At 71.8% G+C, this 25,085-nt stretch carries 22 protein-coding genes; 12 read left to right on the forward strand and 10 right to left on the reverse strand.

Going from position 1 to position 25,085, the window contains the following annotated elements:
• The first annotated feature begins 11 nt into the window (after positions 1-11).
• Entirely contained in the window at positions 12-647 is a 636-nt protein-coding gene (locus ACIQH8_RS15520) for a TetR/AcrR family transcriptional regulator (RefSeq protein ID WP_401000289.1), read from the forward strand.
• A 95-nt stretch (positions 648-742) separates the two neighbouring features.
• On the opposite strand, the gene ACIQH8_RS15525 is transcribed toward ACIQH8_RS15520, so the two are convergent.
• The 4 genes from ACIQH8_RS15525 to ACIQH8_RS15540 form a co-directional block, all read right to left on the reverse strand.
• Positions 743-1,648: a serine hydrolase gene (locus ACIQH8_RS15525; RefSeq protein ID WP_271192330.1), complete on the reverse strand. Its 906-nt coding sequence runs from the start codon at positions 1,646-1,648 to the stop codon at positions 743-745.
• A gap of 96 nt (positions 1,649-1,744) precedes the next feature.
• A complete protein-coding gene (locus ACIQH8_RS15530; protein ID WP_401000291.1) occupies positions 1,745-3,784 on the reverse strand; it encodes a M13 family metallopeptidase in 2,040 nt (679 codons plus the stop codon).
• Positions 3,785-3,851: 67 nt separating this feature from the next.
• Entirely contained in the window at positions 3,852-4,556 is a 705-nt protein-coding gene (locus ACIQH8_RS15535) for a potassium channel family protein (RefSeq protein WP_401000293.1), read from the reverse strand.
• Positions 4,549-5,925, reverse strand: a complete 1,377-nt coding sequence (locus ACIQH8_RS15540; protein ID WP_401000295.1) for a TrkH family potassium uptake protein — start codon at positions 5,923-5,925, stop codon at positions 4,549-4,551. The genes ACIQH8_RS15535 and ACIQH8_RS15540 overlap by 8 nt, the downstream gene beginning before the upstream one ends.
• Before the next feature lie 99 nt (positions 5,926-6,024).
• On the opposite strand from ACIQH8_RS15540, the gene ACIQH8_RS15545 reads away from it, so the two are divergent.
• From ACIQH8_RS15545 to ACIQH8_RS15555, 3 genes are all read left to right on the forward strand, one after another.
• The gene (locus ACIQH8_RS15545) at positions 6,025-6,399 is read left to right on the forward strand and encodes a YccF domain-containing protein (protein WP_401000774.1); all 375 of its coding nucleotides are present in this window, start codon (positions 6,025-6,027) and stop codon (positions 6,397-6,399) included.
• 32 nt (positions 6,400-6,431) lie between these two features.
• Entirely contained in the window at positions 6,432-7,808 is a 1,377-nt protein-coding gene (locus tag ACIQH8_RS15550) for an MATE family efflux transporter (RefSeq protein WP_401000297.1), read from the forward strand.
• 68 nt (positions 7,809-7,876) lie between these two features.
• Complete coding sequence (locus ACIQH8_RS15555) at positions 7,877-8,647, forward strand: head GIN domain-containing protein (protein ID WP_401000299.1); 771 nt, start codon at positions 7,877-7,879, stop codon at positions 8,645-8,647.
• A gap of 37 nt (positions 8,648-8,684) precedes the next feature.
• Here ACIQH8_RS15555 and ACIQH8_RS15560 read toward each other — a convergent pair whose 3' ends face one another.
• The 4 genes from ACIQH8_RS15560 to tdh form a co-directional block, all read right to left on the reverse strand.
• Positions 8,685-9,761 (reverse strand): LacI family DNA-binding transcriptional regulator, encoded by a 1,077-nt coding sequence (locus ACIQH8_RS15560; RefSeq protein WP_401000301.1) that lies wholly within the window; start codon positions 9,759-9,761, stop codon positions 8,685-8,687.
• Between the two features lie 165 nt (positions 9,762-9,926).
• The gene (locus ACIQH8_RS15565) at positions 9,927-10,361 is read right to left on the reverse strand and encodes an SRPBCC domain-containing protein (RefSeq protein ID WP_401000303.1); all 435 of its coding nucleotides are present in this window, start codon (positions 10,359-10,361) and stop codon (positions 9,927-9,929) included.
• Positions 10,362-10,444: 83 nt separating this feature from the next.
• Entirely contained in the window at positions 10,445-11,638 is a 1,194-nt protein-coding gene (locus tag ACIQH8_RS15570; RefSeq protein WP_401000305.1) for a glycine C-acetyltransferase, read from the reverse strand.
• 2 nt (positions 11,639-11,640) lie between these two features.
• Positions 11,641-12,684 carry an L-threonine 3-dehydrogenase gene (gene tdh, locus ACIQH8_RS15575; RefSeq protein WP_401000307.1) on the reverse strand — a complete coding sequence of 348 codons (1,044 nt, stop codon included), beginning with the start codon at positions 12,682-12,684 and terminating at the stop codon, positions 11,641-11,643.
• A gap of 299 nt (positions 12,685-12,983) precedes the next feature.
• On the opposite strand from tdh, the gene ACIQH8_RS15580 reads away from it, so the two are divergent.
• The 4 genes from ACIQH8_RS15580 (at position 12,984) to ACIQH8_RS15595 (ending at position 18,829) form a co-directional block, all read left to right on the forward strand.
• Positions 12,984-14,261 (forward strand): MFS transporter, encoded by a 1,278-nt coding sequence (locus ACIQH8_RS15580; RefSeq protein WP_401000309.1) that lies wholly within the window; start codon positions 12,984-12,986, stop codon positions 14,259-14,261.
• A 22-nt stretch (positions 14,262-14,283) separates the two neighbouring features.
• Positions 14,284-14,979, forward strand: a complete 696-nt coding sequence (nucS, locus tag ACIQH8_RS15585; protein WP_401000311.1) for an endonuclease NucS — start codon at positions 14,284-14,286, stop codon at positions 14,977-14,979.
• A 113-nt stretch (positions 14,980-15,092) separates the two neighbouring features.
• Positions 15,093-15,779 carry an HAD hydrolase-like protein gene (locus ACIQH8_RS15590; RefSeq protein WP_401000313.1) on the forward strand — a complete coding sequence of 229 codons (687 nt, stop codon included), beginning with the start codon at positions 15,093-15,095 and terminating at the stop codon, positions 15,777-15,779.
• A gap of 245 nt (positions 15,780-16,024) precedes the next feature.
• Positions 16,025-18,829: an immune inhibitor A domain-containing protein gene (locus ACIQH8_RS15595; protein WP_401000315.1), complete on the forward strand. Its 2,805-nt coding sequence runs from the start codon at positions 16,025-16,027 to the stop codon at positions 18,827-18,829.
• Between the two features lie 61 nt (positions 18,830-18,890).
• On the opposite strand, the gene ACIQH8_RS15600 is transcribed toward ACIQH8_RS15595, so the two are convergent.
• Positions 18,891-19,619, reverse strand: a complete 729-nt coding sequence (locus tag ACIQH8_RS15600) for a TetR/AcrR family transcriptional regulator (RefSeq protein WP_401000317.1) — start codon at positions 19,617-19,619, stop codon at positions 18,891-18,893.
• 155 nt (positions 19,620-19,774) lie between these two features.
• Between ACIQH8_RS15600 and ACIQH8_RS15605 the strand changes: the two genes are divergently transcribed.
• The 4 genes from ACIQH8_RS15605 (at position 19,775) to ACIQH8_RS15620 (ending at position 24,501) form a co-directional block, all read left to right on the forward strand.
• Positions 19,775-20,716, forward strand: coding sequence for a carbohydrate kinase family protein (locus tag ACIQH8_RS15605; RefSeq protein ID WP_401000319.1), 942 nt, complete (start codon positions 19,775-19,777; stop codon positions 20,714-20,716).
• Between the two features lie 233 nt (positions 20,717-20,949).
• The gene (locus ACIQH8_RS15610; protein WP_401000321.1) at positions 20,950-22,704 is read left to right on the forward strand and encodes a hypothetical protein; all 1,755 of its coding nucleotides are present in this window, start codon (positions 20,950-20,952) and stop codon (positions 22,702-22,704) included.
• A 71-nt stretch (positions 22,705-22,775) separates the two neighbouring features.
• Positions 22,776-23,294 (forward strand): hypothetical protein, encoded by a 519-nt coding sequence (locus ACIQH8_RS15615; protein WP_401000323.1) that lies wholly within the window; start codon positions 22,776-22,778, stop codon positions 23,292-23,294.
• A gap of 70 nt (positions 23,295-23,364) precedes the next feature.
• Positions 23,365-24,501, forward strand: a complete 1,137-nt coding sequence (locus ACIQH8_RS15620; RefSeq protein ID WP_401000325.1) for a DUF998 domain-containing protein — start codon at positions 23,365-23,367, stop codon at positions 24,499-24,501.
• On the opposite strand, the gene ACIQH8_RS15625 is transcribed toward ACIQH8_RS15620, so the two are convergent.
• Positions 24,489-25,016: a DedA family protein gene (locus tag ACIQH8_RS15625; RefSeq protein ID WP_401000327.1), complete on the reverse strand. Its 528-nt coding sequence runs from the start codon at positions 25,014-25,016 to the stop codon at positions 24,489-24,491. The genes ACIQH8_RS15620 and ACIQH8_RS15625 overlap by 13 nt on opposite strands.
• Between the last annotated feature and the right edge of the window lie 69 nt (positions 25,017-25,085).

A 25,085-nucleotide genomic window follows, 5' to 3' on the forward strand; every position in this document is an offset into this window, starting at 1 on the left:
GGAGGCGGATCATGTCGACCGAACCAGGCCCCCGGCGCCGCAGCGTCGCGGAGACGACCGCGGCGATCGAGCGCGCCGCGATCGACCTCGTGACCGAGCACGGCTACGACCAGGTCACGGTCGACATGATCTGCCAGGCCGCGGGCATCAGCCAGCGCACGTTCTTCAACCACTTCAAGACGAAGGACGCCGCGCTGCTCGGCACCGACGAGCCGACGGTCGACCAGCAGGCTGCGCGGGAGTTCATCGTCTCGGACGGCCCGCTGCTCGCCGAGGCCGCCGGCCTCGTCCGCATCGAACCCGACCGGATCCCGTCCGACCCGTCGCTCATCATGCGGCGGATCACCGCGGTCTCGCAGAACCCGATGCTCCTCGCCCGTCAGATGGAGCGCCTCACGGCGATCGAGGCGGAGCTCCGGCAGATCGTCGAGTTGCGGCTCCGACAGGATGCGCTCAGGGCGGGCGCCGACGAGGCCGAGCTCGCCGACCTCCCCGAGCAGGCCGAGATCATCACCCACCTCCTCGCCGGCCTCATGCGCTATGTCGGCATGAGCTGGGCGCGGAGGGCGTCGACCGGGGAGTCTCCGCCGATCGAGGCGGAGGATCTGGGCGAGCGACTCGGCCGCGTGATCCCCAAGCTCGGCTGACCGCACCACGACTCCGCTCGGGCCGGGGCGCGGGGACCGGTCGACCGGATGACGGGAGCCGCCGCTCGACGGCGGCTGCAGGAACAGCCCGGCCGTCAGTGCACGTACTCGAGCAGGTCGGCGCCCACGCGCCGCATGCCGTCGAGCACCGCGAGCCGCGAGGCGAGCTGAGTGTCGGCGAAGTACATCGACACCGCGTAGGCCACGCCCGCGCGCGGGCCGCGCAGCACGCCCACCTCGCTGCGCACGCCGCCGTCGGTGCCCGTCTTGTTCATGAGGAGCAGCCCGTGGTCGGGCGTGCGGTGCGCGAGCGGATCGAGGCCGAACGCCGACGCGACCATCGACAGGTCGGCATTCAGCGAGAGCCAGCCGACGACGCGCTGCGACACCTCGGGGCTCACGATCTCGCCGCGGGCGAGGGAGGCGAAGAGCCACGTGAGCTCCTTGGCCGAGCCGATCGACAGCTGCGGTGCGTCGTCGGGCCCGCGGTGATCGCGCACGAGGTCGAGCAGCGCCGTACGCGTGAGCCCGAGCGTCTCGGTGCGCGAGCGCACCGACTCGAGGCCGATGTGCCGGATGAGCACGTTCGTGGCGAGGTTGTCGCTCGTGGCGCCGACCATCGCCGCGAGGTCGGACATCGGCAGGGACGGGGTCTGGAGGTGCTGCCAGATGCCCGAGTCGCCCACCGCGTCGCGGGGCGCCCGGTCGAGCACCGTGAACGCCTCGGGGCTCGCGTGCCCGAGCCGGGAGGCGACCTCGACGAGCAGCAGCACCTTGCCGATCGAGGCCGTCGGCATCACGACGTGGTCGTCGACCGAGAACAGCACCCGGCCGGTCGCCAGGTCGGTCGCCCGCGCCGACACCTGGACGCCGCCGAGGGCGAGCTCGCCGAGGGAGTCGAAGCCACGCGAGAAGTCCTCGACATGTTCGTCGGTGCGGTGGCGGCTTCGTCGGAAGGATGCGTGCCGAGCACGGCGCTCGGAACCCTGGGACGAGGTCACCACGACAGGAACAGCGGCTTTCGTTCGGGTCTCGCGCTCCCCCACCGCGGCATCGCGGTGCGCTCGACGGGATCGGACGGGGGTCTGGGTGAGGTGCTACCAGATGCGGACGCGGTCGGCCGGGTCGAGCCAGAGCTCGTCATCGGGCGTGACCTCGAACCCAGTGTAGAACTCATCGATGTTCCGGACGATCTGGTTGCACCGGAACTCGTTCGGCGAGTGCGGGTCGATCGCCAGCAGCCGCTCCACCTCGGCATCGCGCCCCTTCATCTGCCAGGCCTGCGCCCACGAGAGGAAGAACCGCTGGGCGCCGGTCAGGCCGTCGATGACCGGCGCCTCGCTGCCGCCGAGCGAGAGCAGATACGCCTTCCACGCGATCGCGAGCCCGCCGAGGTCGCCGATGTTCTCGCCGATGGTGAGCGCGCCGTTGACGTGCGCGGGTTCGCCCGAGTCATCCGTCTCGTCCTCGTCGGCCGCGTCGGCAGCGGATGCCTCGACGGCACCGCGCCCGTCGCCGTCGAGGAGCTGGGCCGGCACGAGCACGTCGTACTGCTCGATGAGCGTCTTGGTGCGCTCCTCGAACGCGGCGCGGTCGGCCTCGGTCCACCAGTCGATGAGCCGGCCGTCACCGTCGAAGCGCGAGCCCTGGTCGTCGAAGCCGTGGCCGATCTCGTGCCCGATGACCGCGCCGATCGCCCCGTAGTTCGCCGCCGCGTCGCGGGTCTCGTCGAAGAACGGGAACTGCAGGATGGCGGCCGGGAACACGATCTCGTTGAAGCCCGGGTTGTAGTACGCGTTGATCGTCTGCGGCGTCATGAACCACTCGTCGCGGTCGAGGGGCTTCCCGATCTTGCCGAGTTGCCGCTGGAACTCGAACTCGGCCGCCGCACGCACGTTGCCGACGAGGTCGGACGCGGAGACCTCGAGCGTCGAGTAGTCGCGCCACTTCACGGGGTAGCCGATCTTCGGCGTGAACTTCTCGAGCTTCTCGAGCGCCTTCGCGCGCGTCTCCTCGCCCATCCAGTCGAGCCCGGTGATCGAATCGCGGTAGGCCTCGACGAGGTTCGCGACGAGCTCGTCCATCGCCTCCTTCGCCGCGGGCGGGAAGTGCCGCTCGACGTAGATGCGACCCACGGCCTCGCCCATCGCCCCCTCGACGAACGACACGGCGCGCTTCCAGCGCTCGCGCAGCTGCGGCGTCCCGGTGAGGGTGCGGCCGTAGAAGTCGAAGTTCTCCTCGACGAAGGCGCTGCCGAGGTACGGCGCGGCGCCGTGCACGACCTGCCAGGCGAGCCAGTCGCGCCACGCCGGAAGCCGATCGGCGGTCATCAGCGCGCCGACGCCCTCGACGAAGCTCGGCTGCCGGACGACGAGTTCGGCGAATGCGCCGTCGGGGACGCCCATCGCGTCGCGCCAGAGGTCGAGGTCGATGGATGCCGCGTCCGCGACCTCCGACCACGGCATCAGGTTGTACGTCTTCTGGCTGTCGCGCGAGTCGACGTTGGTCCAGTGGGCCTTCGCGATCTCGGTCTCGAGGTCGAACACCCGCTGCGCACGCGCGGCAGCGTCGTCGAGGGCGGCGAGTCCGAACATGCGCTCGAGGTGGCCGAGGTACTTCTCGCGGATCGGAGCGAAGCGCTCCTCGCGGTAGTAGCTCTCGTCGGGAAGGCCGATGCCGCCCTGCTCGACGAAGACGAGGTACCGCTCCGGATCGCCGGGGTCGTTGTCGACGAAGAGCTGGACGAAGCCGCCGACGCCCTGCCGCTCGAGACGGCCGATCGCCTCGAGGAGCTGCGCGACGCTGCCCGGCAGCGACGCTTCGACGAGCTGGCTCGCGATGGGCGTCGCGCCGAGCATCTCCGCGCGCTCCTCGTTCATGAACGAGGCGTAGAGGTCGCCGACCTTGCGCGCCTCGGTGCCGGGCGCGGCGGCCTGCGCCTCCTCGATGATCTCCCGCACGGCCTGCTCGGCCTCCTCGTAGAGCACGATGAAGCTGCCGTAGCGTGCCTTGTCGTCGGGGATCTCGGTGCGTTCGATCCACTTGCCGTTGACGTGGCGGAAGAGGTCGTCCTGCGGGCGCACGTCGGCGTCGAGTTCGTCGAGGATGATGCCGCTGGGCTTCGTCGCATCGCTCATTCCGACAGCCTAAGCGCGCGGGGCGGCCGGAACTGAGCGGATGCCGCGAACCCGCGCCGCACGTCGGTCAGCGCAGCTGCGCGAAGCCCTCGGCCTTGCGCGTCGGGCCGACCACGAGCACCGTGTCGTCCGGGCCGAGCACGGTGTCGGCATCGGCGTTTCGCCACTCCTCACCGGGCCGCTTGAACGCGGCGACCGTGACCCCGAGTTCCTTGCGGAGCGCGGTCTGTCCGAGCGGGATGCCGTGCAGGCGCGACGGTGGCGCGGTCTTCACGATCGCGTACCCCTGCTCGATCTCGATGTAGTCGAGCGCGGCGCCCCGCACGAGGTGCGCCACCCTGCGCCCCATCTCGGCCTCCGGGCGGATCACGTGGTGCACGCCGAGCTGCTCGAGGATCACGGCGTGCTGCTCGGTCACCGCCTTGGCCCAGATCACCGGGATCTTCATGCCGAGGAGGACCGAGCAGGTGAGGATCGACGCCGTGATGTCGGTGCCGATGGCGACGACGACCCGGTCGAACTCGTCGACCGCGAGCTGCCTCAGCACCTCGGACTTGGTCGAGTCGGCGCGGACCACCTGCGTCAACTCGCCGTTCAGGGCCTGCACGATCTCCTCGTCGGCGTCGATGCCGAGCACCTCGGTGCCGCCGGCCATGAGCTCGAGGGCGAGCGAACTGCCGAAGCGCCCGAGCCCGATGACCGCGACCGAGTCGGCCTCGGCGATGCGGCGCGACGTGTCGCTCGCGCCGCCGAACAACGTGAACCTACCCAATGGCGGGCCTCTCCTTCGGAAGTTCGTAGAGGATCCGCCGATCGCGGAGCGCGATCGCCGATCCCAGGGTCAACGGGCCGATGCGGCCGAGGAACATGAGCACCACGAGGATGACCTCGGCGCTCGGAGGCAGGTCGCCGGTGATGCCCGTCGAGAGCCCGACGGTCGCGAACGCAGAGACCGCCTCGAAGGCGACGAGGTCGAGGTCGAGCTTCGTGAGGTGCATCAGCAGGATGATCGCGGTCATCACGGCGCCCACCGCGACGAGCGCGACCGTGATGGCCTGGCGGTGCACGGCCCGGCTCAACCGCTTGCCGAAGATGTTGACGGCGCCCTCGCCGCGGAACTCGGTGAGCAGGATGAAGAACAGCACCGCGAACGTGGTCACCTTGATGCCGCCGGCCGTGCCGGCGGGGCCGCCGCCGATGAACATGAGCACGTCCATCACGACCCAGCTCTCGTCGTGCATCTGGCCGACGTCGATCGAGTTGAAGCCCGCGGTGCGGGTCTGGGTCGACATGAAGAACGCGGCGAGCATCTTCGCGCCCGGGTCGAGCGGGCCGAGGGTGCCCGGGTTGCCCCATTCGGCGATGGCGAGGTACGCGGTGCCGACGATGAGCAGCACCCCGGTGCCCCACAGCACGATCTTCGTGTTCATCGACCAGTGCAGCGGGCGACTGAACTCCTTGCGCAGCTGCATGATCACGGGGAACCCGAGTCCGCCGAGGATGATCGCCACGGACATCGGGATGCAGATGAACGGGTCGGCGACGAAGTCCATCATGTTGTTCGTGTAGAGGGCGAAGCCCGCGTTGTTGAACGACGAGACCGAGTGGAACAGCGCGTGCCACGCGGCATCCGTCGGGCTGTAGTCGTAGCCGAAGAGGAAGCGCGGGAACAGGAACATCCAGGTGATGCCCTCGATCGCGAACGAGATCAGCACGATCCCGCGCACCAGGCCGCGGAGGTCGTCGTACCCGACCGCCTTCGCCTCGGCGGCCGTGTTGAGCCGCGAGCGGACGCTCATCTTGCGCGCCAGCACGAGGCCGACGAGCGAGGCGAAGATCATGATGCCGAGGCCCCCGAGCTGGATGAGCACCATGATCACGACGTGACCGAGCGGACTCCAGTGCAACTCGGTGTCGACCACGGTCAGGCCCGTCACGCAGACGGAGCTCGTCGCCGTGAAGAGCGCGTCGATGAAGCTCGTGCCGCCTGGCACGACGGTCATCGGCGGCAGCCAGAGCAGGAGGGTGCCGCCCATGACGGCGGCGGCGAAACCGACCACCACGGCCTGCGCCGGGTGGAGCCGGATGCCCCGTCGGAAGCGATGCGGTCGCGGTTCGCGGACCGTGCCTCGGAAGGTCACCGCGGAATCATACGCCTGTTCAGGGTGCAGCGCGCCACACCGAACCCGGGGGTTCGCCGGCTCGCCGCCGTCACCGCCCGATGCGATGATCGAGCCATGCTGAACACGATCCTGAACGTCGTCTGGCTGATCCTCGCGGGCATCTGGCTGTGGATCGGGTACATGCTCGCGGGGCTGCTCATGTGCATCCTCATCGTGACCATCCCGTGGGGCATCGCGTCGTTCCGCATCGCGAACTACTCACTCTGGCCGTTCGGCCGCGAGGTGGTCTCCAAGCCGACCTCCGGCGCCTGGTCGTTCATCGGGAACGTCATCTGGGTGCTGCTCGCCGGGTGGTGGCTGGCGCTCGAGCACCTCGTGACGGGCATCATCATGTGCCTCACGATCATCGGCATCCCGCTCGGCATCGCGAACTTCAAGCTGATCCCGGTCTCGCTCGCGCCCCTCGGCAAGGAGATCGTCGAGTCGCGGTGAGCGTCGGCGGTCGCGCATAGGCTCGTTCCGCCATGAGCCCCCGCCCCCCTGCTCCCGCACCCGCCGCAGCGCGGCGCGCGGTCGACCGCGACATCCTGCGCCTGGCCGTCCCGGCCCTCGGCGCGCTCATCGCCGAGCCTCTGTTCCTCGTCGCCGACACGGCGATGGTCGGGCACCTCGGCGCCGCGCCCCTCGCCGGCCTCGGACTCGCGAGCGCCGTGCTGCAGACGATCGTCGGCCTGATGGTCTTCCTCGCGTACGCGACGACGCCGTCGGTCGCGCGTCGACTCGGCGCGGGCGACGAGCGCGGTGCCGTCGGCGCGGGCGTCGACGGGCTCTGGCTCGCGCTCGGGCTCGGCGCAGTGCTCGCCCTCGCCGGCTGGTTCGCTGCGCCGTGGCTCGTGGCCGCCTTCGGCGCCTCCGCCGAAGTCGCCGCCGAGGCATCCGTCTATCTCTCGATCTCGATGGCGGGGCTGCCCGCGATGCTGGTGGTGTTCGCCGCGACGGGCCTGCTGCGCGGGCTGCAGGACACGCGGACCCCGCTGTGGGTCGCCGGCCTCGGCTTCGCGGCGAACATCGCACTGAACGCGATCTTCATCTACGGCCTCGGCTGGGGCATCGCGGGTTCGGCGGTCGGCACCGTCGTCGCCCAGTGGGGAATGGTGCTCGTCTACCTCGTCATCGTCGCCCGGCACGTCGCGCGCGTCGGCGCGAGCCCGTGGCCGCGCCACGCGGGCGTGCTGCGGGGTGCTCGCGACGGCGGGTGGCTGTTCCTCCGCACGGCGAGCCTGCGCGTGGCGCTGCTGCTCGCGACGTGGGCGGCGACCTCGCTCGGCCGAGACGAACTCGCGGCCTACCAGGTCGCGATCACCATCTACTTCACACTCGGGTTCGCCCTCGACGCGCTCGCCATCGCCGCGCAGGCCCTCATCGGCAAGGGCCTCGGCGCGGGCGACGTCGACGTCGTTCGTGCGGTGCTGCGCCGCTGCGTCGAGTGGGGCATCGGTGCGGGTGCGGTGATCGGCGCACTCGTCATCGCGACCGCGTGGGTGCTGCCCGCCCTCTTCACCTCCTCGGCGGAGGTCGCGGCACTGCTGCCGCCGTCGCTCGTCGTGCTCGGCCTCTCGGCGCCGCTCGGCGGACTGGTGTTCGTGCTCGACGGCGTGCTGATCGGCGCGGGCGACGCCCGGTACCTGGCCTGGACGGGCCTCGTGAACCTCGCCGCGTTCGTCCCGATGGCGTTCGGCGTGGTGTGGTGGGCGGATGCGTCCGGCGCCGACGTCGCCGGCGCGGCAGCGCTCGCGGCGCTCACGGCCGCCTTCTCACTCGGGTACCTCGCCGCGCGTGCGGTGACGCTCTCGCTGCGAGCGCGCGGCCGGGCGTGGATGGTGACCGGCGCGCCCGCGTGACCAATGGCCCTGCGGAAACGCGCGCCAGCACCTAGCGTTCGAGGCACCGTCGTTCGAAGGAGGCCGACATGTCCGCGCGTCGAGCCCTGCCCCACCCCACCGTCCGCTCGCGTGCCCGGCGCCGCCCAGCCTCCCGTGTCGCGGCGGCATCCGGGCTCGCCGTCGGCGTCCTCGTCGCGGTCACCGCGTGCGTGCCGTTCGTGACGCCCGGCGACACCCGTACCGAGAACCGCGAGATCGATGATGCGACGGCCGTCGTCCTGCGCGGCTCGGGCGACGTGACGATCCGGCTGGGCGAAGCGCCGTCGCTGACGGTCACGGGTGGCGAGAACGTGCTCGAGCGGCTCACGACCGAGGTCGAGGGCGATGCGCTCATCATCGACATGCAGCGCGGCCCGATCGTCGTCGGCGCCCGCGACCTCGTGTTCGACATCACGCTCACGTCCCTCGAGTCGGTCCTGATCTCCGGATCGGGCGACATGACGGCCGAGTTCGGCGATGCCGACGAGGTGACGCTCGAGATCCGCGGCTCCGGCGAGATCGAGACCGACGAGCTCGACGCGTCGACCGTGCGGGCGTCGATCAGCGGGTCCGGTTCGATCCGGCCGAGCGGCACGACCGACGAACTCCACGTCAACGTCGACGGCTCGGGCGACGTCGACGCGTCTGAGCTCAGCGCCGACTCGGCGCGGGTCGTGCTGTCGGGCTCGGGCGAGATCTCGGTCGACGCGTCCGAATCGCTCGACGTCGTCCTGTCGGGAAGCGGCACGGTGCGCTACTCGGGGCGCCCGGAGATCCGCAGCACCGTGTCGGGGTCGGGCGAGATCACGCCGTCCTGAGCGGGACGCCGCCATCAGCCGGCCCCGCGTCGAGCGTTCAGCCGCGCGGCGGCGCGGTCGTGTCGCCGACGTGCAGCGTGCTCGTGAAGTCGGTGCCGGATGCCGCTTCGCCGGACAGCATGCGCACGACCGCCTCGCCCGCCGCGCGTCCCTTCGCGACCGAGGGCTGCACGAGGGTCGTGAGGTCGTGCTGCAGTCCGTCGACGCGGATGCCGTCGAACCCGATGACGCTGAGGTCGCGCGGCACCTCGAGGCCGAGCTCCTCGGCGGCCTGGATGACGCCGGCCGCGAGCAGGTCGGACTGGGCGATGATCGCGGTCGGCCGCGTCGCGGCATCCGCCAGCAGGGGTCTCGCGGCTTCGAGGCCCTCCTCGATCGAGCTCGCGCCGGCCACGCTCACGCGGATCTCGGGGAAGACGTCGCGCGCGCCGCGCAACCGCTCGACGGCGGTGTCGACGGTTGCGGTCGACTCCATCTCGGCCGTCAGTTCGCCGCGCCGGCGAGTCGGTTCGAACGGGAGCGTGACGGTCGCGACCTCCGTGTGACCGAGCGAGCGGACGTGCTCGGCCCCGAGCCGCGTGGCCTCGCGGTTGTCGATCGTGATCTCCGGGATGTCGCCTCCCGGTGCGCCCTCGATGGCGACGAGCGGGATGCCGCGCCGCTGGAGCGCCTCGACCTGGCGGAAGAACTTCGGGCTGCATCCGATGAGCACGACCGCGTCGACCGGGGCCGTGTCGAGGCTGACGGGCGCGTCGGGGTCGCCGGAGTCGGTGAAGAGCAGGAGGCCGGCGCCGAGCGGGGCGATGCCCTCGGTGAGTCCGTCGAGGGTCTGGATCTTCACCGGGTCGAGGAAGGCGGCGCGGACGCGCTCCTCGAGCACGACGCCGACGATCCCCGATCGGCCGCGGCGGAGGGACCTGGCGCGGGGGTCGGGGCCGGCGTAGCCGAGTTCGGATGCCGCGGCGAGGACGCGCTCCTTCGTGGCATCCGACACCGGGCCGGAGCCGCTGAAGGCGAGCGACGCGGTCGACGCGGAGACGCCGGCGCGCGCGGCGACATCGGCGAGCGTCACGCGCGGGATGGCGCCGGTCGCGGCGGCGGGTTCGGGGCTCACCCTTCGATTGTACGGTCGAATCGATTCGATGCGCTCGTCCCGAGTCCCACCTGGCGGATATACGATCCGGCCCGCCGCCTTGCAGCCGAATCGGGCCGGGGTGGCGGATCGTATATCCGCAGGATTGGACGAGGGGCGAGGGGCGGGGGCGGGTGCGGGGTGCGCTCAGCCGCGCTCGGCGATCTCCTTGACCTTCGCGACGAGCGCATCCCAGACGGACTTCGCGTGCGCCGCCGACTCGGGCGTCGCGTTGTTGTCCTGCGAGAGCGTGAGCACGGTCGGGGCATCGCCACCGCCGTCGACCGTCCAGGTCAGGGTGTGGTGGTCGTCGGGCTCGAGGCCGCTCGTGCGCCGCGGACTGAAGTGGGTGTGCACCAGCCGATGCGGCGGGTCGATCTCGAGCACGGTTCCGTGGTCCTCGTACGGCCGCCCGTTCCACTCCCCGCTCCAGCGGAGCGCCCCGCCCGCGAACCAGTCCGCGTCGAGCGTCGTGCCGGGCAGGTACTCGCGCGCCGCGGCGGGGTCGGTGATGACCTCCCATACCCGCTCGGGGGGCGCGTCGATCTCGATCGTCGAGGTCACGACGAGGTCCTTCAGCATCTCGTGCCTCCTTGTCATCGGCTTCCGACCGTACGCCGCGCGCACCGCGTCCACAGCCCCCTTGCGCCCGCGCGACGGATGGGTCAGGCGGGCGCGGCCGCGAGCACCGCGTCGCGCGCCTCGGCGAACGCCGCGACGCACCGGCGGACCTCGTCCTCCGAGTGCGCGGCCGAGAGCTGCACCCTGATGCGCGCCCTGCCCTTGGGCACGACCGGGTACGAGAACGCGGTCACGTAGACGCCGCGCTCCTGCAGGGCGTCCGCGATGCGCGCGGTGAGCGCCGCGTCCCCGAACATGACCGGCACGATCGGGTGCGACCCGGGCAGCAGCTCGAAGCCGGCATCCGTCATCAGCGACCGGAACAGCGCCGCGTTGGCGACGAGCCGCTCGCGCAGCTCGCCCGACTCGCTGACGAGGCGCAGTGCCTCGATCGTGCCGGCGACGATCGCCGGCGCGAGCGTGTTCGAGAACAGGTACGGCCGCGCACGCTGGCGCAGCAGGTCGACGATCTCCTGTCGGGCGGCGACGTACCCGCCGGATGCCCCGCCGAGCGCCTTCCCGAAGGTTCCGGTCGTGATGTCGACGCGTCCCTCGACGCCGCACAGCTCGGGCGTTCCGCGCCCGTTCGCGCCGACGAAGCCGACGGCGTGCGAGTCGTCGACGAAGACGAGCGCATCGTACATCTCGGCGAGATCGCAGATCTCCTGCAGCGGCGCGATGTACCCGTCCATGGAGAAGACGCCGTCGGTGACGATCACGCGCCGCCGTGCACCCGCCGCGGCGACGAGCTGCGCCTCGAGGTCGGCCAGGTCGCGGTTCTTGTAGCGATACCGCTGCGCCTTCGACAGCCGGATGCCGTCGATGATCGACGCGTGGTTCAGCTCGTCCGAGATGATCGCGTCATCCGGCCCGAAGAGCACCTCGAAGACACCGCCGTTGGCGTCGAAGCACGACGAGAAGAGGATCGTGTCGTCGTAGCCGAGGAACTCCGACACTGCGCGCTCGAGCTCGAGGTGCAGCTCCTGCGTGCCGCAGATGAAGCGCACGCTCGCGAGCCCGTAGCCCCATTCGTCGAGGCCGCGGTGCGCGGCGGCGACGATGCGCTCGTCGTCGGCCAGGCCGAGGTAGTTGTTCGCGCAGAAGTTCAGCACCGTGCGCCCGGCGACCTCGATCTCCGAGGACTGCGGCCCGTGGATGCCGCGCTCGCGCTTGGTCAGGCCCGCCGCCTCGATCTCGTCGAGCTCGGCGCGCAGCTGCGCCTTCACGTCTCCGTACACGTTCAGACCTCCGTCCAGTCGAGGATGACCTTGCCGACGCCGCCCGAGGCGGCCGCGTCGAAGGCCGTCCGCCAGTCGCGCGCCGGGTAGCGGTCGCTGATGATGGATGCCACGCGCCCGCGCAGCTCGGCGCTGGTCTGCAGCATCGCGCTCATCGAGTTCCAGGTCTCGAACATCTCGCGCCCGTAGATGCCCTTGAGCGTCAGCATGTGCGTCACGACCTTGCCCCAGTCGATCGCGAACGGCTCGCTCGGCAGGCCCAGCAACGCGATCCGGCCGCCGTGGTTCATGTTGTCGATCATCTCGGGCAGCGCCTTCGCCGAGCCCGACATCTCGAAGCCGACGTCGAAGCCCTCCCGCATGCCGAGCCGGGACTGCACGTCGCGGATGCGTTCGCGCGACACGTCCACCGTGGCATCCGCCCCCATCTGCATCGCGAGCTCGAGCCGCGCCGGCGAGACGTCGGACGCGACGATGAACCGCGCGCCGACGTGCCGGGCCACGGCGATGGACATGAGGCCGATGGGGCCGCAGCCGGCGACGAGCACGTCCTCGCCGACGAGCGAGAACGCGAGTGCGGTGTGCACGGCGTTGCCGAAGGGGTCGAAGATCGCGCCGACCTCGGGGTCGACGTCGTCGTGGTGCACCCAGACGTTCTCGCCCGGCAGCACGATGAACTCGGCGAACGCGCCGTCGCGGTGGAGACCCACGCCCTTGGTGCGGATGCACATCTGGCGGCGCCCGGCGCGGCAGTTGCGGCACATGCCGCACACGATGTGCCCTTCGCCAGACACGCGGTCGCCCACCGAGACGTCGTGCACGAGTTCGCCGACCTCGACGACCTCTCCGTAGAACTCGTGGCCGGCGATCAGCGGCGTGCGGATCTCGGCCGAGCACCAGTCGTCCCACTCGTCGATGTGGAGGTCGGTGCCGCAGATGCCCGTGCGAAGCACCCGGATCTTCACGTCGGCCGGGCCGGGCTCGGGCTCGGGGCGGTCGACGAACTCGAATCCCGCGCCGGGCGCGGACTTGTACAGGGCCTTCATCGGCGTCGTTGTCCTGACTTCGTACGGGCGCCCACGGGGTGTGCGGGTGCCGGGCTCGCCCGCCGAGGGTCACGGCGTGCGTCGAGGTGACCCGTTCATCGTAACGACCGGGGCGGGCGGATGGCGCGGGCCGCCGACGTCGCGCGGGTGACGACCCCGACCTTGCGCGCGCACCGGCCCGCCGGTACTCTCGAATCGATTCGACTCGAATCGATTCGAGAGCGGATTCCGCCCCCGGCCGACGCACCGGCCCCGACGACGAGGCAGTAATGTCGCAGCACCGAGACCACGCAGACACCATGAGCGAGCACGACCAGCACGCACCCGGAACGGGCGACGCCGAGACGCGCGCCGAGGCATCCGCCCGGCCCCGCCGCGAGCTCGTCGCCTGGCGGAACGCGATCTTCGCGATCTTCTTCCTCTCCGGCTTCGGCCTCGCGAGCTGGGTCGCGCGCATCCCGGCGATCCGCGACGCGGTCGGCCTGAGCACGCAGGGCGTCGGACTCGTCATCCTCATGGGCTCGATCGCCTCGATCGTCGGGCTCGTCGCCGCACCGTGGCTCATGGCCCGCTTCGGCGCGCGCCTCGGCATGATCGGCGTGCTCGCGACCGCGGCCACCGGCCTCGTCGCGGTCGGCCTCGGCGGCTCGGCGCTGCCGAGCGTGGCCCTCATCGTGCTCGGCCTCGCGCTCTTCGGGTTCGGCAACGGCGCGGTCGACGTGATGATGAACGTCGAGGGCGCCGAGGCCGAGCGCGAGCTCGGCAAGACCGTCATGCCGCTCATGCACGCGTTCTTCAGCTTCGGCACGGTCGCCGGCGCGGGGCTCGCGGCCGCGGCATCCGCCCTCGGCATCGCCATCGCGCTCCACCTCGGCGTCATCGCCGCGTTCATCGCCGTCGGCGTCGTCATCGCGGTGCGCTTCGTCCCCCGTCGGGAGGAGCTCGGCGACGACACGCACGCCGACGCTCCGCGCGAGCCGCTCGGCGTCCGCATCCGCCGCAGCCTCTCGGTGTGGACCGACGTTCGACTCCTGCTCATCGGCGTGGTCATGCTCGGCATGTCGTTCGCCGAGGGCAGTGCCAACGACTGGATCGCCCTCGCGGTGGTCGACGGCCACGGCCTCGACGCGACGACCGGCGCCGCCGTCTTCACGGTGTTCACCATCGCCATCACCGCCGCGCGCGTCGTCGGCGGCCCGTTCATCGACCGCTTCGGCCGTGTGCTCATGCTGCAGGTCATGGCCGGCATCGGCGTCGTCGGCCTCTCGCTCTTCATCTTCGGCACCGAGCCGTGGATGCTCGTCGTCGGCACCCTGCTCTGGGGCGTCGGCTGCTCGCTCGCGTTCCCCGTCGGCATGTCGGCCGCGGCCGACGTGCCCGATCGAGCGGATGCCGCGGCCCGCGTCTCCGCGGTCGCGATGATCGGGTACTGCGCGTTCCTGGTGGGCCCGCCGCTCATCGGCTTCCTCGGCGAGCGGTTCGGGATCCTGAACGGCATGCTCGTGCTCCTCGGGCTGATGGTGATGGCCGGCATCGCCGCGCCCGCCGCCCGCGAGCGGAGCCGCCGGGTCGGCTGACCGTCCGACGTAGACTCGTCGGGTGCGTCTCGTCATCGCCCGCTGCTCCGTCGACTACGCCGGCCGGCTCTCGGCGCACCTGCCGCTCGCGACCCGCCTGCTCATGGTCAAGGGCGACGGCAGCCTGCTCGTCCACTCCGACGGCGGCAGCTACAAGCCGCTGAACTGGATGAGCCCGCCGTGCACGCTCGCCGCGGCCGAACCCGACGACGACCAGCGCGCCGCCGGTGTCACCGAGGTGTGGAAGGTCACGCACGCGAAGACCGCCGACCAGCTCGTCGTGTCGATCCACGAGGTGCTGCACGACTCCGCGCACGACCTGGGTGTCGACCCCGGGCTGGTGAAGGACGGCGTCGAGTCGCACCTGCAGAGGCTCCTCGCCGAGCAGATCGAGCTGCTCGGCGACGGCTACCGCCTGGTGCGTCGCGAGTACATGACGGCGATCGGTCCGGTCGACATCCTGGCGACGGATGGCGCGGGCCGTTCGGTCGCGGTCGAGCTCAAGCGTCGCGGCGACATCGACGGCGTCGAGCAGCTCACCCGCTACCTCGAGCTCATGAACCGCGACCCGTTGCTCGCCCCGGTCGCGGGCGTGTTCGCGGCGCAGGAGATCAAGCCGCAGGCGCGGACCCTCGCGGAGGACCGCGGCATCCGATGCGTGGTGCTCGACTACGACGCCATGCGGGGCGTCGAGAGCGGGCACGCACGGCTGTTCTGAGCCGAGAGCGCGGCTCGCGCCGCACCGGGCGGCGGGTCGCTCCGCGCGTCACGTTCAGCCGCTGCACAGCATTCCCGAGTGTTCCTCGGATTTCGTGCGCCTAGGATGTCGCGGTGACCTCCCCCCTCCCCGCCACCACCCTCGCGCCCCCACGCGAGTGGTCCGCCGTGCTGTTCGACCTGGACGGCACGATCGTCGACTCCGCGAGCGAGATCATGGACTCCCTCGCGCACATGTTCACCGAGATGGGCGTGCCGGTGCCCGACCAGGAGACGCTGCGCTCCTACGTCGGCCCGCCGCTGCTCGACAGCCTCCGCATGACCGCCGGATTCAGCGACGTCGACGCGTGGGAGGCCCTGAACGTCTACCGCGACCACTACGACGACCACCTCCTGCACTCCCCCGTCTTCCCCGGCGTGGAGGGCGTGCTGCAGGGCGTCCAGGCGGCGGGCCTGCCGATCGCGCTCGCGACGAGCAAGCCCGAGTCGATGGCTCGCGCGGTGCTCGAGCACACCGGGCTCGACCGCTACTTCACCGTGATCGCCGGAGCGAGCGAGAACGAGGAGCGCAGCACGAAGGCGGACGTGGTCGCCGAGGCGCTGCGACGACTGAACGACCTCGGCGTCGATACGTCGGAGGCGGTCATGGTCGGCGACCGCGGCTACGACGCCCTGGGGGCGGCCGCGCACGACGTGCCGACGATCATGGTCGAGTGGGGCTACGGCTCCCCGGCCGAGGCGGGCGACGCCATCGCCGTCGTGCACTCGGCCGACCAGTTGCGCAGCCTGCTCATCGGCTGAGCCGCCGCAGCATCGGCGAGCGTCGTTTCGTGACGGATGCTTCGGCATCGGCGGATTCCGTCGAAGCATCCGTCACGCAAGCCCCCCTCAACGCGAGAAAACCTCGATAGCAACGATTCGGGTTCCACTCCTTCCGGAGCCTTCCCTCCTCCCCCGCACGGGGGGCAGGATGCCGGGTACGTCCGCCCACCGGCGGACGACGTCGTGTCCCGCGGCCACCGTCGCGGGCACTCGGAGGGAGAAGCATGTCAGGGAAGACCAGCCGCGCGCGTCGTCGCGTGGTTGCGACGCTCCCCGTGCTCGCACTCGCGGCCGCCGGTTTGGCGACCGTGGGAACGAGCACGGCGACCGCCGCACCGGCACCGGTCATCGGTGCCGATGAGTACTACATGAACTACGCCGCACCGCGCGCGGAGGCCGCGTTCGAGACCGACGAGGCGCTCGACGCGACCGTCGACGGCGCCGCCGCGAAGGCCGGCGCCGTCAGCGGCTCGGTGGCGGAGCAGTCGGCCGCACTCGACAAGAAGTACGCGCAGGGCAACCCGGCCACGGCACGCCAGCTGGCCAAGCTCGAGGCGAAGTCCATCAAGTCGGGCAAGAGCCCGAAGGCGCTGAAGAAGGCGAAGGCGACGCAGGAGGCCAAGCTCCTGACGATCCTCATCGAGTTCAACGACCAGGCGAACGACGACTTCACCGACAGCTGGGTTCCCGAGTACTGGGGCGCCTCGACCTGCAAGCCCGGCGAGGTCGTCAACGGCCCGCTGCACAACAACATCCCGAACCCCGCGGACTATCCGCTCGAGGACAACAACTCGATGTGGGTGGAGGACTTCTCCCCCGAGCACTTCGACACGATGCTCTACACCGACGAGGGCATCACCGAGCGCGTGCGCCCCGACCTGACCGGTCCCGACGGCAAGCCGGGCATCGACATCTCCGGCTACACGATGAAGTCGATGTACGAGGAGATGTCGCGCGGCGCCTACACCGTCACGGGCGAGGCGACGCCGTGGGTCATGATGCCGCACTCCGAGGGCTGGTACGGCGCCACGCGCTGCTTCCTGAACGACGAGGGCGAGTACGAGGCCGGCGCCTACCAGGGCATGCAGGGCCACCCCGACAACCCCATCGGCGCCAACGCGCTGCCGATCGACGCCGTGGCCGCCCTCGCCGAGGCGCAGCCCGACTTCCCCTGGTCGGACTACGACATCGAGGACCAGGCCGACCGCGACGGCGACGGGAACTACTACGAGCCCGACGGCGTGATCGACCACGTCGTGCTCGTGCACGCCGGTGAGGACAAGTCCGGCGGCGGCGGCGCCGAGAGCACCTACGCCATCTGGGCTCACTCCTCGGCCGTCGCAGGCGGCGCCGACATCCCCGGCACCGACCTCAAGCTGTCGAACTACATCGTGCAGCCCGAGGACTCGGGCGTCGGCGTGTTCGCGCACGAGTACGGGCACGACCTCGGCCTGCCCGACCTCTACGACGTCTCCGGCGCCGGCAGCTCCGACGTCGACTTCTGGGACCTTATGTCGTCGGGCTCGCACTCGGGCCCGATCTTCCAGTCGATGCCGACCCACATGGGCCTCTGGGACAAGTGGGTGCTCGGCTGGGCCGACCCCGAGGTCGTGAACCCGGGCGACGACACGCGCACCATCAAGGTCGGCCAGACCTCGCGCCCCAAGAAGGGCACCGAGGACGGCATCAAGGTCAACCTGCCCGACAAGGTGATCACGCTCGCCGAGCCGCACAGCGGCGAGGAGATGTGGTACACCGGCGCCGACCAGGACTGGGCCGACATCCGCCTCTCGCGCACCATCGCGGACGTGCCGGCCGACGCCACCCTCTCGATGTGGAACAACTACGTGATCGAGGAGGACTGGGACTACGGCTTCGTCGAGGTCTCGACCGACGGCGGCTCCTCGTGGAGCGAGCTCAAGGTCTACGCGGCCGACGGCTCCGAGGCGTCGACGCCCGACGGCTACGCCGACCCGAACGGTCGCATGAGCGACTTCGGCGGCAAGAAGTACGGCCTCACGGGCGACTCCCACGGCTGGGTCGAGCAGCACGTCGACCTGTCGGCGTACGCCGGTCAGACCATCCAGGTCCGCCTGCGGCTCGCGACCGACGCCGCCTACCAGGACCGCGGATGGTTCGCCGACGACTTCGCCCTGAAGAGCGGTGACACCACCGTCTGGAGCGACGACGTCGAGTCGGGCGAGAACGGCTGGACCGCCGAGGCCGGCACCTTCGTCGACACGACCGGCCCCGGCTGGCGCATCGACACGGGCACCTCGGTCAAGGCGCAGTACTACCTCGTCGAGTGGCGCAACTTCGACGGCTTCGACGAGGGCCTGAAGTACGGCTACAACACCGTCTACAGCGACGGCGCCTGGAAGGTCGAGAAGCTCGCCTACAACGCACCCGGTGCCCTGGTCTGGTACCGCGACACCACGTACGGCAACTCGAACCAGATCATCTCGAACGAGGCGGCCCTGCCGAGCTACGGCGCGAAGGGCGGTCTGCTCATCGTGGACAGCCACTTCGACCCGCTGCAGCGCACCGGCGCGGCGGCCGACGCCGACCCGACGACGCTCAACGTGATGCCCTCGCGTGCCCAGTCGTCGAACGCGGCGTTCGGCCTCGCGAAGACGCACCCCTTCACGGAGTGCTTCACGCTGGCCGACCTCACGACCGAGTACTGCACCGACATCCCCGCCCTGCCCGCGGTGAGCACCTTCACCGACGACCAGGGCTGGGTGCCGGGCTTCGCGATCAACGCGGACACCGGCTCGCTGTACTACCGCGACCGTGACGCCTCCGTGGTCGTCCCGTCGGTCGGCACCGCCCCCTACTCGGTGCCGCTGACCTACCTCGACGGCACCCCTGCCACCGAGTACTACGGCCTCGACATCGGACTCGGGCCGTTCGGCTCGGGCAACCCGGCGGACGACGGCGTGGGCCTCGGCACCGTGATCACGGTGAAGAAGGCGATGACGGGCAACACCGCGGCGCTGATCGAGGTGACACCGCCCGCGGCGGGCTGATCCCGAGCGACCCGAACCGGCGAGGCGCCGGCCCCTTCGGGGGTCGGCGCCTCGTCGCGTGTCAGGGCGTCGGTGCGCCGGGCGCGGGGTGCGCGAGCAGCCCGTCGAGCAGGCGCCCGAGGCCCCAGGCGAACCGATCCGCCGGGTCGTCGGCGAGCTCGCGGGAGCGGTCGCCGAGTGGGAACGTCTCGGCGTCGTCCCACAGCGTGGCGGATGCCGCGGCAGCGGGCGCGACGTCGGCCGGCACGGATGCCTCGGCGGTGCGCTCCGCCTCGGCCGCGTCGAACGCGACGGCGCCGAGCACGTGCACCCGGACGGCGTGCGTCGCGCGGGCGGCCTCGGCGGGGTCGAGGCCGCCGTCGGCGAACGCCCCGAGCAGGCGCTCGTCGAAGCGCCGCGCGTTCGGTCCGTCCAGCGGGGTCGCGAGCAGCAGTCCGACGGCGCCGGGGCGCTCGACGAGGATCGAGCGCAGTCCCTCGGCGAGGGCGACGATGCGCGTGCGGGACCGCGTGGGACCGCTGCTCGTCTCAGCAGGATCCTCGCCGGTCGGATCGGTCGCGGCTGCGGCATCCGCCCCGCCCGTGTCGAGCCGCCCGAGCACCTGCTCGACCATGCCAGCGAGCAGCGCGCCCTTGTTCGGGTAGTAGGTGTACATGGCCGTGGGCGTGAGCCCGAGCACGCCGGCGACGCCGCGGACGGAGACCGCTTCGAATCCCTTCGCCTCGAGCAGCCCGAAGGCGGCGTCGAGGATCTCTGCGTGCGTGAGGCTGCGTCGGGGTCCGGGTCTCATGTGGCCTTCCGTCGGGGGACTCGACACACCGTACAGTGTTGCGCCGGGCCGGGCGGACCGCCGGGGCGCGTGGACGCGGACGCCGTCCCGTGGCACGCTGGGGACGGATCGCCGGTGACCGCGCGTCCCGGCCCTCGGACAGGGAGGTCGAGCGGATGACGCAGTCCGGCGCCGCACGGATCACGGTCGTGGGTGACGCCCTGATCGACGAGTTGCGCGACCCCACGGGCTCCCGCGAGTTCGTCGGCGGCGCCGCACTCAACGTCGCGGTCGGCCTGGCCCTGCTCGGCGAGCGCGTGACCCTCGTCGCGATGCTCGGCGACGACGAGCCGGCGACGCGGATCCGCGCCGTCCTCGCCGACTACGACGTGCAGCTCGTCGAGAGCCCGTCGACGCTCGGCACGTCGCGGGCGGTGTCCGACCGGAGCGAGGGGGGCGAACCGCGGTACGTCTTCAACGACGCCGCCCGGAACCGGCGGCTCGCGTTCGACGCGGCCACGCTTCAGGCGCTCGGCGACGCCGACCTCGTCGTCGTGAGCTGCTACCCGTTCGACGACGCCGAGCAGGTCGACGCGCTGCTCGCCGCGGTCGCCGACCCCGAGCAGCGGCTCATCGTCGACGGCAACCCGCGCGAGGGGATGCTCCGCGACCGAGCAGCGTTCCTCGCCGCGTTCGAGCGGGTCGCCGCCCGCTCACTGCTCGTGAAGGCCGGCGACGAGGACGCCGAGCTCCTCGCCCGCGAGCCCCTCGACGCGTTCGTCGCGCGTCTCCGCTCGGGCGCACACGGCTCCGACGCCGGCGGATCCGGCCCCGCGGTGCTCGCCACCGCCGGGCGCCGTGGGGCCGACGTGCACCACGGCGAGCTCGAGGTCCACGCCGACATCGTCGACCTCCCGGGCCGGATCGTCGACACGATGGGTGCCGGCGACGCGACCCTCGCGGCGATCGTCCACCACATCGCCGACGACGGCATGCCGACGAGCTCCGAGGCCTGGCGCGCGGCGCTCGGCGAGGCGATGACGATCGCGGCGGCCACCGTGCGCCACGAGGGCGCGCTGCTGCGCACGGGCGCGAGCGCGGCCGAACTCGGAAGCTGACCCGCCGAACGGGGGTATTGCGTCGGCCCCTGCGCCGGGTCGTAGACTCGGGCCAACCGCTGATGGCGACATCGGCGCGGTGCGCACCCCCGATCGGCGCCCACCCCCGCGGAACCCGATCTCGGCACCACGCCACGCCGGAGGCGAGCCCCAGTTCCCCCGGCGCGCGCCACGAGACGCCCGTCGGACGCCACGCGCCGACCCGCGCGAACGGCGCGACGAGAGGAGTGGCAGTGCCCGATGCCGCCGGTGGCCATCCGGCCACGTCGCCGCTCGCGCTCCCCGTCGTCGCCACCCCGACCGACGACCAGCTCGTCGCTTCCGCCCGCTCCGGCGACGGCTTCGCCGCTTCCCGGCTCTGGCACCGTCACGAGGGAGCCGCGACCGCAGCGGCCGCCGCGACCCCGGGCTCGGCCGACGTCGAGTTCGTCGTCGAGGCCGCCGCGGCCCGGTTCTCCGCCGCGATCCTCGCCGACGACGCACCGGTCGGCGCGATGCGCCCGCACGTGCTCGCGTCCGTGCGCGAGGCCGCGGCTGCGGCCGACGGCCGCGGCGGGTCGGGCATCGGCCCCGCTCCCGCGCTCCTCGCGCCCGCGGAGTGGTACCGGGCCGAACTTCCGGCCGGCCTCGACGACGGCGAGGCGATCGCGGTCGCGTTCACCTCGCTCGGCTCCGCTGCACAGGAGGCCGTCTGGCTCGCCGAGATCGACGGGCTCCCCTCGGTCGAGCTCGCGGCCGAACTCGCGCTGACCCCGGCCGAGACCGAGGGGCTGGTCGCGACCGCCCACGAGGGCATCCGGAACGCCTGGCTCCGCCAGGTCGCGGCCACCGCGCCGGCGGGCGGCGACTGCGACGGCGTGCTCGCCGAACTCGGCGCTCCGGGAACCGGGGGGCGCAGGATCCCTGCCCGGGTGCGCGCGCACGTCGACGAGTGCGACGGATGCCGCGCCGCAGCGCTCCCCTCAGCCGACCTCGCCCACCGGCTCGTCGGACTCGTCCCGCTGCTCGTCCTCGGCGGCGCCTCCGGCACCGCCTTCCTCGAGGCGACGCGTGCAGGTTCCTCCGCCGCCGTCCTCGGCCCGATCCCGGCGGTCCCGCGGGATCGGGCCGCCTTCGCCGTGGCCCTCGGTGCGTCGGCCGGCGCGGCCGGCGTGACCGCGGGCGCGTCCGGCGCGGCGTCGGCAGCGGCGACACCGGCATCCGGTGGCGCCGGAACCGCGGCCGCGAACGTCGCCCGGACGGCCGGCCGCCTGCCCCGCACCGCACTCGCGGCGACCTCGGCCGCACTCGCCGCCGCGGCCGCGGCGGTCGTGATCGTCGCGGCCGTCTCCGGAGGCGTGCCCGGGCTCCGCTCACTCGACTCGTCGGTCACCGCCGATGCCGGCTCGGCCGACATCTCGGCCCCACCGGCGGCCGGGGCTCCCCCGGAGATCATCTCGACCGACATCCCCGCCGATCCCGGTCCGACGCCCGACGGGCAAGATCCCAGCGATCCGCCGACGACGACCGCGCCGGATGCGGCACCGGACACCGCGACCCCGCCCTCCGGTGCGGACTCACCGGAGGCGGACGATCCGGGGACCACCCCCGATGCGGCTCCGGGACCGCAGCCGGAGCCCGGCAGCCCGCCCGCGCCGACCCCTGACGACGGCGTGTCCACCCCGGTCGCCGGACCGGCTCAGCCGGGCGCCGGACTCTCATTCACCGTCGGTGATCCCGGCGACGCCGGATGGCGTCCGCTGACGGTCACCGGCGCGCCAGGCACCTCGTTCACCGTCTTCGACGACGGCAACGTGCTGATCCAGGGCGTGCTCGACGCATCGGGCACGGCGAACTTCGCCGTCCGCGGGTCCATCAAGGGCCTCACGATCGGATACAGCTCGTCGTCGCTCACCGCGGGCGGCGCCGGCTCGGTCGATCCGTCCGGTGCGAAGTCCTCCGACACGACACCGCCGGGCTCCGAACGACGGGCCGACAGAATCGGCTGAGCGACCGGGACGTCGCGCCACCCGGCGGGTTAGGCTGGGCTCTCCTGCTCGGCAGCGGATGGGGGACGAACATGGGGGACCTGAACCACGAGAGGACCGGCGGCGGAGCTGGCATCAGTCGGCGGAGCCTGGCGACGGCGACCGCCTGGAGCGTGCCGGCGATCCTCGTCGCGACCCCGGCACCCGCCTACGCGGCGAGCTCGGATGTCCGCGAACTGTCGCGGGCCTCCGTCGTCGGAAGCTGCTCGGGATCGGGGCCGACCGGCACCATCACGGTCACGCTCGACGACCTTCCCGCGGGCTCGCTCGTCCAGATCGCACTCACCCATTCGGGTCAGGGCGGGTTCACGGCGACGCCGAACTTCACTCCGACCAGTCAGAGCGGAACGACCTACACCGTCACGGGCACCGGTACGACGTTCACCGGCCAAATCGCGCTCAGCTTCTCCCTCGGGAGCAACCAGCAGGGCACCGTCACCGCGACGGTCACCGCGATCTCCGGCGTCACGCTGGCCGGCGACACGACGGGCTTCGTCACGAAGCGACGAGACGGCGGCAGCCAGAACTACAACCAGTGCTCAGCGGGGTGACGAGGCACTGAGCCACGCCGTCGCGCCATCGGTCCTTCCGACCGGTGCCCGTCGTCCCTACCATGACGACATGACCGCGTCATCGCAGGCGGCGCCCGCCGCTGATCCGTCGTCCGGCGTGCCCGTCGCCGTCGAGGCCCCCGTCGGGCGGCGTGTCGCCGTCGAGACCGAGGCGGTCGTCGGCGGACTGATCGCCGCAGGCGTCACCGGCCTGGTCGCCGCCGTGGTCTTCGCCGGCGACGTCTGGCCGCTCTGGGGCGGATGGTCGGTCGGCGCGGTCGCCGCGATCGGTGTGCTCGCCAGCGGCATCCTGCTCGGCGCGGTCGGGTACTGGCGCTCCCGAAACCTGCCCGGGCAGGAGTGGCGGCACGCGCTGCGCCCGTGGAAGTTCTCGCTCGACGTCGCGACCGTCTCGACCGTGCACGGCATCATCGCGGCGATCCTCACGGTCGTCACGTACACGATGCTGCAGCGCAGCTTCGAGGGACTCGTGGTCGACGGCCTCACGGGCACCGGCGCGGTCGCGACATCCGCCGGCCTGGCCGGGTACTGGATCTTCCTCTCGGTGTCCGCGATCACGACGAACCGGCTCGCGTCGCTCCTGGTGTTCTTCATGGCGTCGGCGACGCTCGCGAGCATGGCCACCGCACAGGACCCGCAATGGTGGGAGTACCACTTCAGCCAGCTCGGTACGGCGAACGACTTCTCGAGCGGCCTGTTCAACCTCGCGCTCATCGTGGCCGGCGCCTTCGTCACGACGTTCGCGCTGTACGTCGACCGCGACCTGACGACGCTCGTGCGGCAGGGGGTGCTGCGGCGCGCATGGGCACCGAGGTTCATCTCGGTCGCGTTCGTCGTCATGGGCATCATGCTGGCCGGCGTCGGCGTGTTCCCGTTCGACGTGAACCTCCTGCTCCACAACGTCTGCGCGCTCGGGATGTCGCTGTCGTTCCTCGCGCTGCTGGTGACCTCGCCGTTCACGCTCGCCGGCATGCCCGGCCGGTTCTTCTGGTTCTGCGGCGGCGGCGCAGCGCTGCTGCTCGGCGGCGCCCTGCTGTTCGAGCCCGTCGGCTACTACAACCTGACGGCGTTCGAGCTGCTCGCCTTCGCGACGATCTTCGGGTGGATCTCGGTGTTCATCCGCTTCGTGAATGCCCTGGCACGCCACGACACCGCCGGCTCGTACGACGGCGGCTACTCGGTCTGACCGGCCTCGTCGGGGAGGATCGGCTCCGTCACGTCCGCGTGCCGCGCTGCGATCGCGCGCGCCTTTCGCGTGGCGAACTCGATGAGCACGAGGAGCGCCGCGACCGCGAGCACGCTGATGACGGTCGCGACGGGATCGCGCTGCGCGGCCTGGATGATCGCGTTCACGGTCGCGAGCCCGAGCACACCGTAGAGCGTCGCCCACATCGCGCCACCGACGAGGAGCGCCGGGATGTACTTCGCGAGCGGCATCCGCAGGACGCCCGCCGCGAGGTTGACGGCGGTCTGGAACCCGACGGTGAGGAACGACAACGCGACGACCGGCGCGCCGAACCGCTCGATCACGGCCTCCGCGCGGGCGAGTTGCGGAGCCATCCGCCCCCGCCGCTCGAGCAGCCGCCTGACCCCGGCGCGCGAGCCTCGCCCGAGTGCGTAGGTGCCTCCGGCACGGAGCAGCACGATCAGGAACAGGGCGCCGATCGCCGCCGGAAGGGGCCAGCCCTCGAAGATCTCCACCGCACCGCCTGTCGCCGTCGTCGACCGCCGGGGGCGGCGACCGCCGCCCGGACGTCGCGGTCGTGGGTA

It is taken from the genome of Agromyces sp. GXQ0307 (assembly GCF_044769845.1).
In the GTDB taxonomy this organism is placed as follows: domain Bacteria; phylum Actinomycetota; class Actinomycetes; order Actinomycetales; family Microbacteriaceae; genus Agromyces.

Coding starts and splice junctions, on each gene's coding strand:
- ACIQH8_RS15520 (WP_401000289.1), top strand. CDS start 12: ATGTCGACCGAACCAGGCCCCCGGCGCCGCAGCGTCGCGGAGACGACC.
- ACIQH8_RS15530 (WP_401000291.1), bottom strand. CDS start 3,784: ATGAGCGATGCGACGAAGCCCAGCGGCATCATCCTCGACGAACTCGAC.
- ACIQH8_RS15550 (WP_401000297.1), top strand. CDS start 6,432: ATGAGCCCCCGCCCCCCTGCTCCCGCACCCGCCGCAGCGCGGCGCGCG.
- ACIQH8_RS15555 (WP_401000299.1), top strand. CDS start 7,877: ATGTCCGCGCGTCGAGCCCTGCCCCACCCCACCGTCCGCTCGCGTGCC.
- ACIQH8_RS15565 (WP_401000303.1), bottom strand. CDS start 10,361: ATGCTGAAGGACCTCGTCGTGACCTCGACGATCGAGATCGACGCGCCC.
- tdh (WP_401000307.1), bottom strand. CDS start 12,684: ATGAAGGCCCTGTACAAGTCCGCGCCCGGCGCGGGATTCGAGTTCGTC.
- ACIQH8_RS15580 (WP_401000309.1), top strand. CDS start 12,984: ATGAGCGAGCACGACCAGCACGCACCCGGAACGGGCGACGCCGAGACG.
- ACIQH8_RS15595 (WP_401000315.1), top strand. CDS start 16,025: ATGTCAGGGAAGACCAGCCGCGCGCGTCGTCGCGTGGTTGCGACGCTC.
- ACIQH8_RS15600 (WP_401000317.1), bottom strand. CDS start 19,619: ATGAGACCCGGACCCCGACGCAGCCTCACGCACGCAGAGATCCTCGAC.
- ACIQH8_RS15605 (WP_401000319.1), top strand. CDS start 19,775: ATGACGCAGTCCGGCGCCGCACGGATCACGGTCGTGGGTGACGCCCTG.
- ACIQH8_RS15615 (WP_401000323.1), top strand. CDS start 22,776: ATGGGGGACCTGAACCACGAGAGGACCGGCGGCGGAGCTGGCATCAGT.
- ACIQH8_RS15620 (WP_401000325.1), top strand. CDS start 23,365: ATGACCGCGTCATCGCAGGCGGCGCCCGCCGCTGATCCGTCGTCCGGC.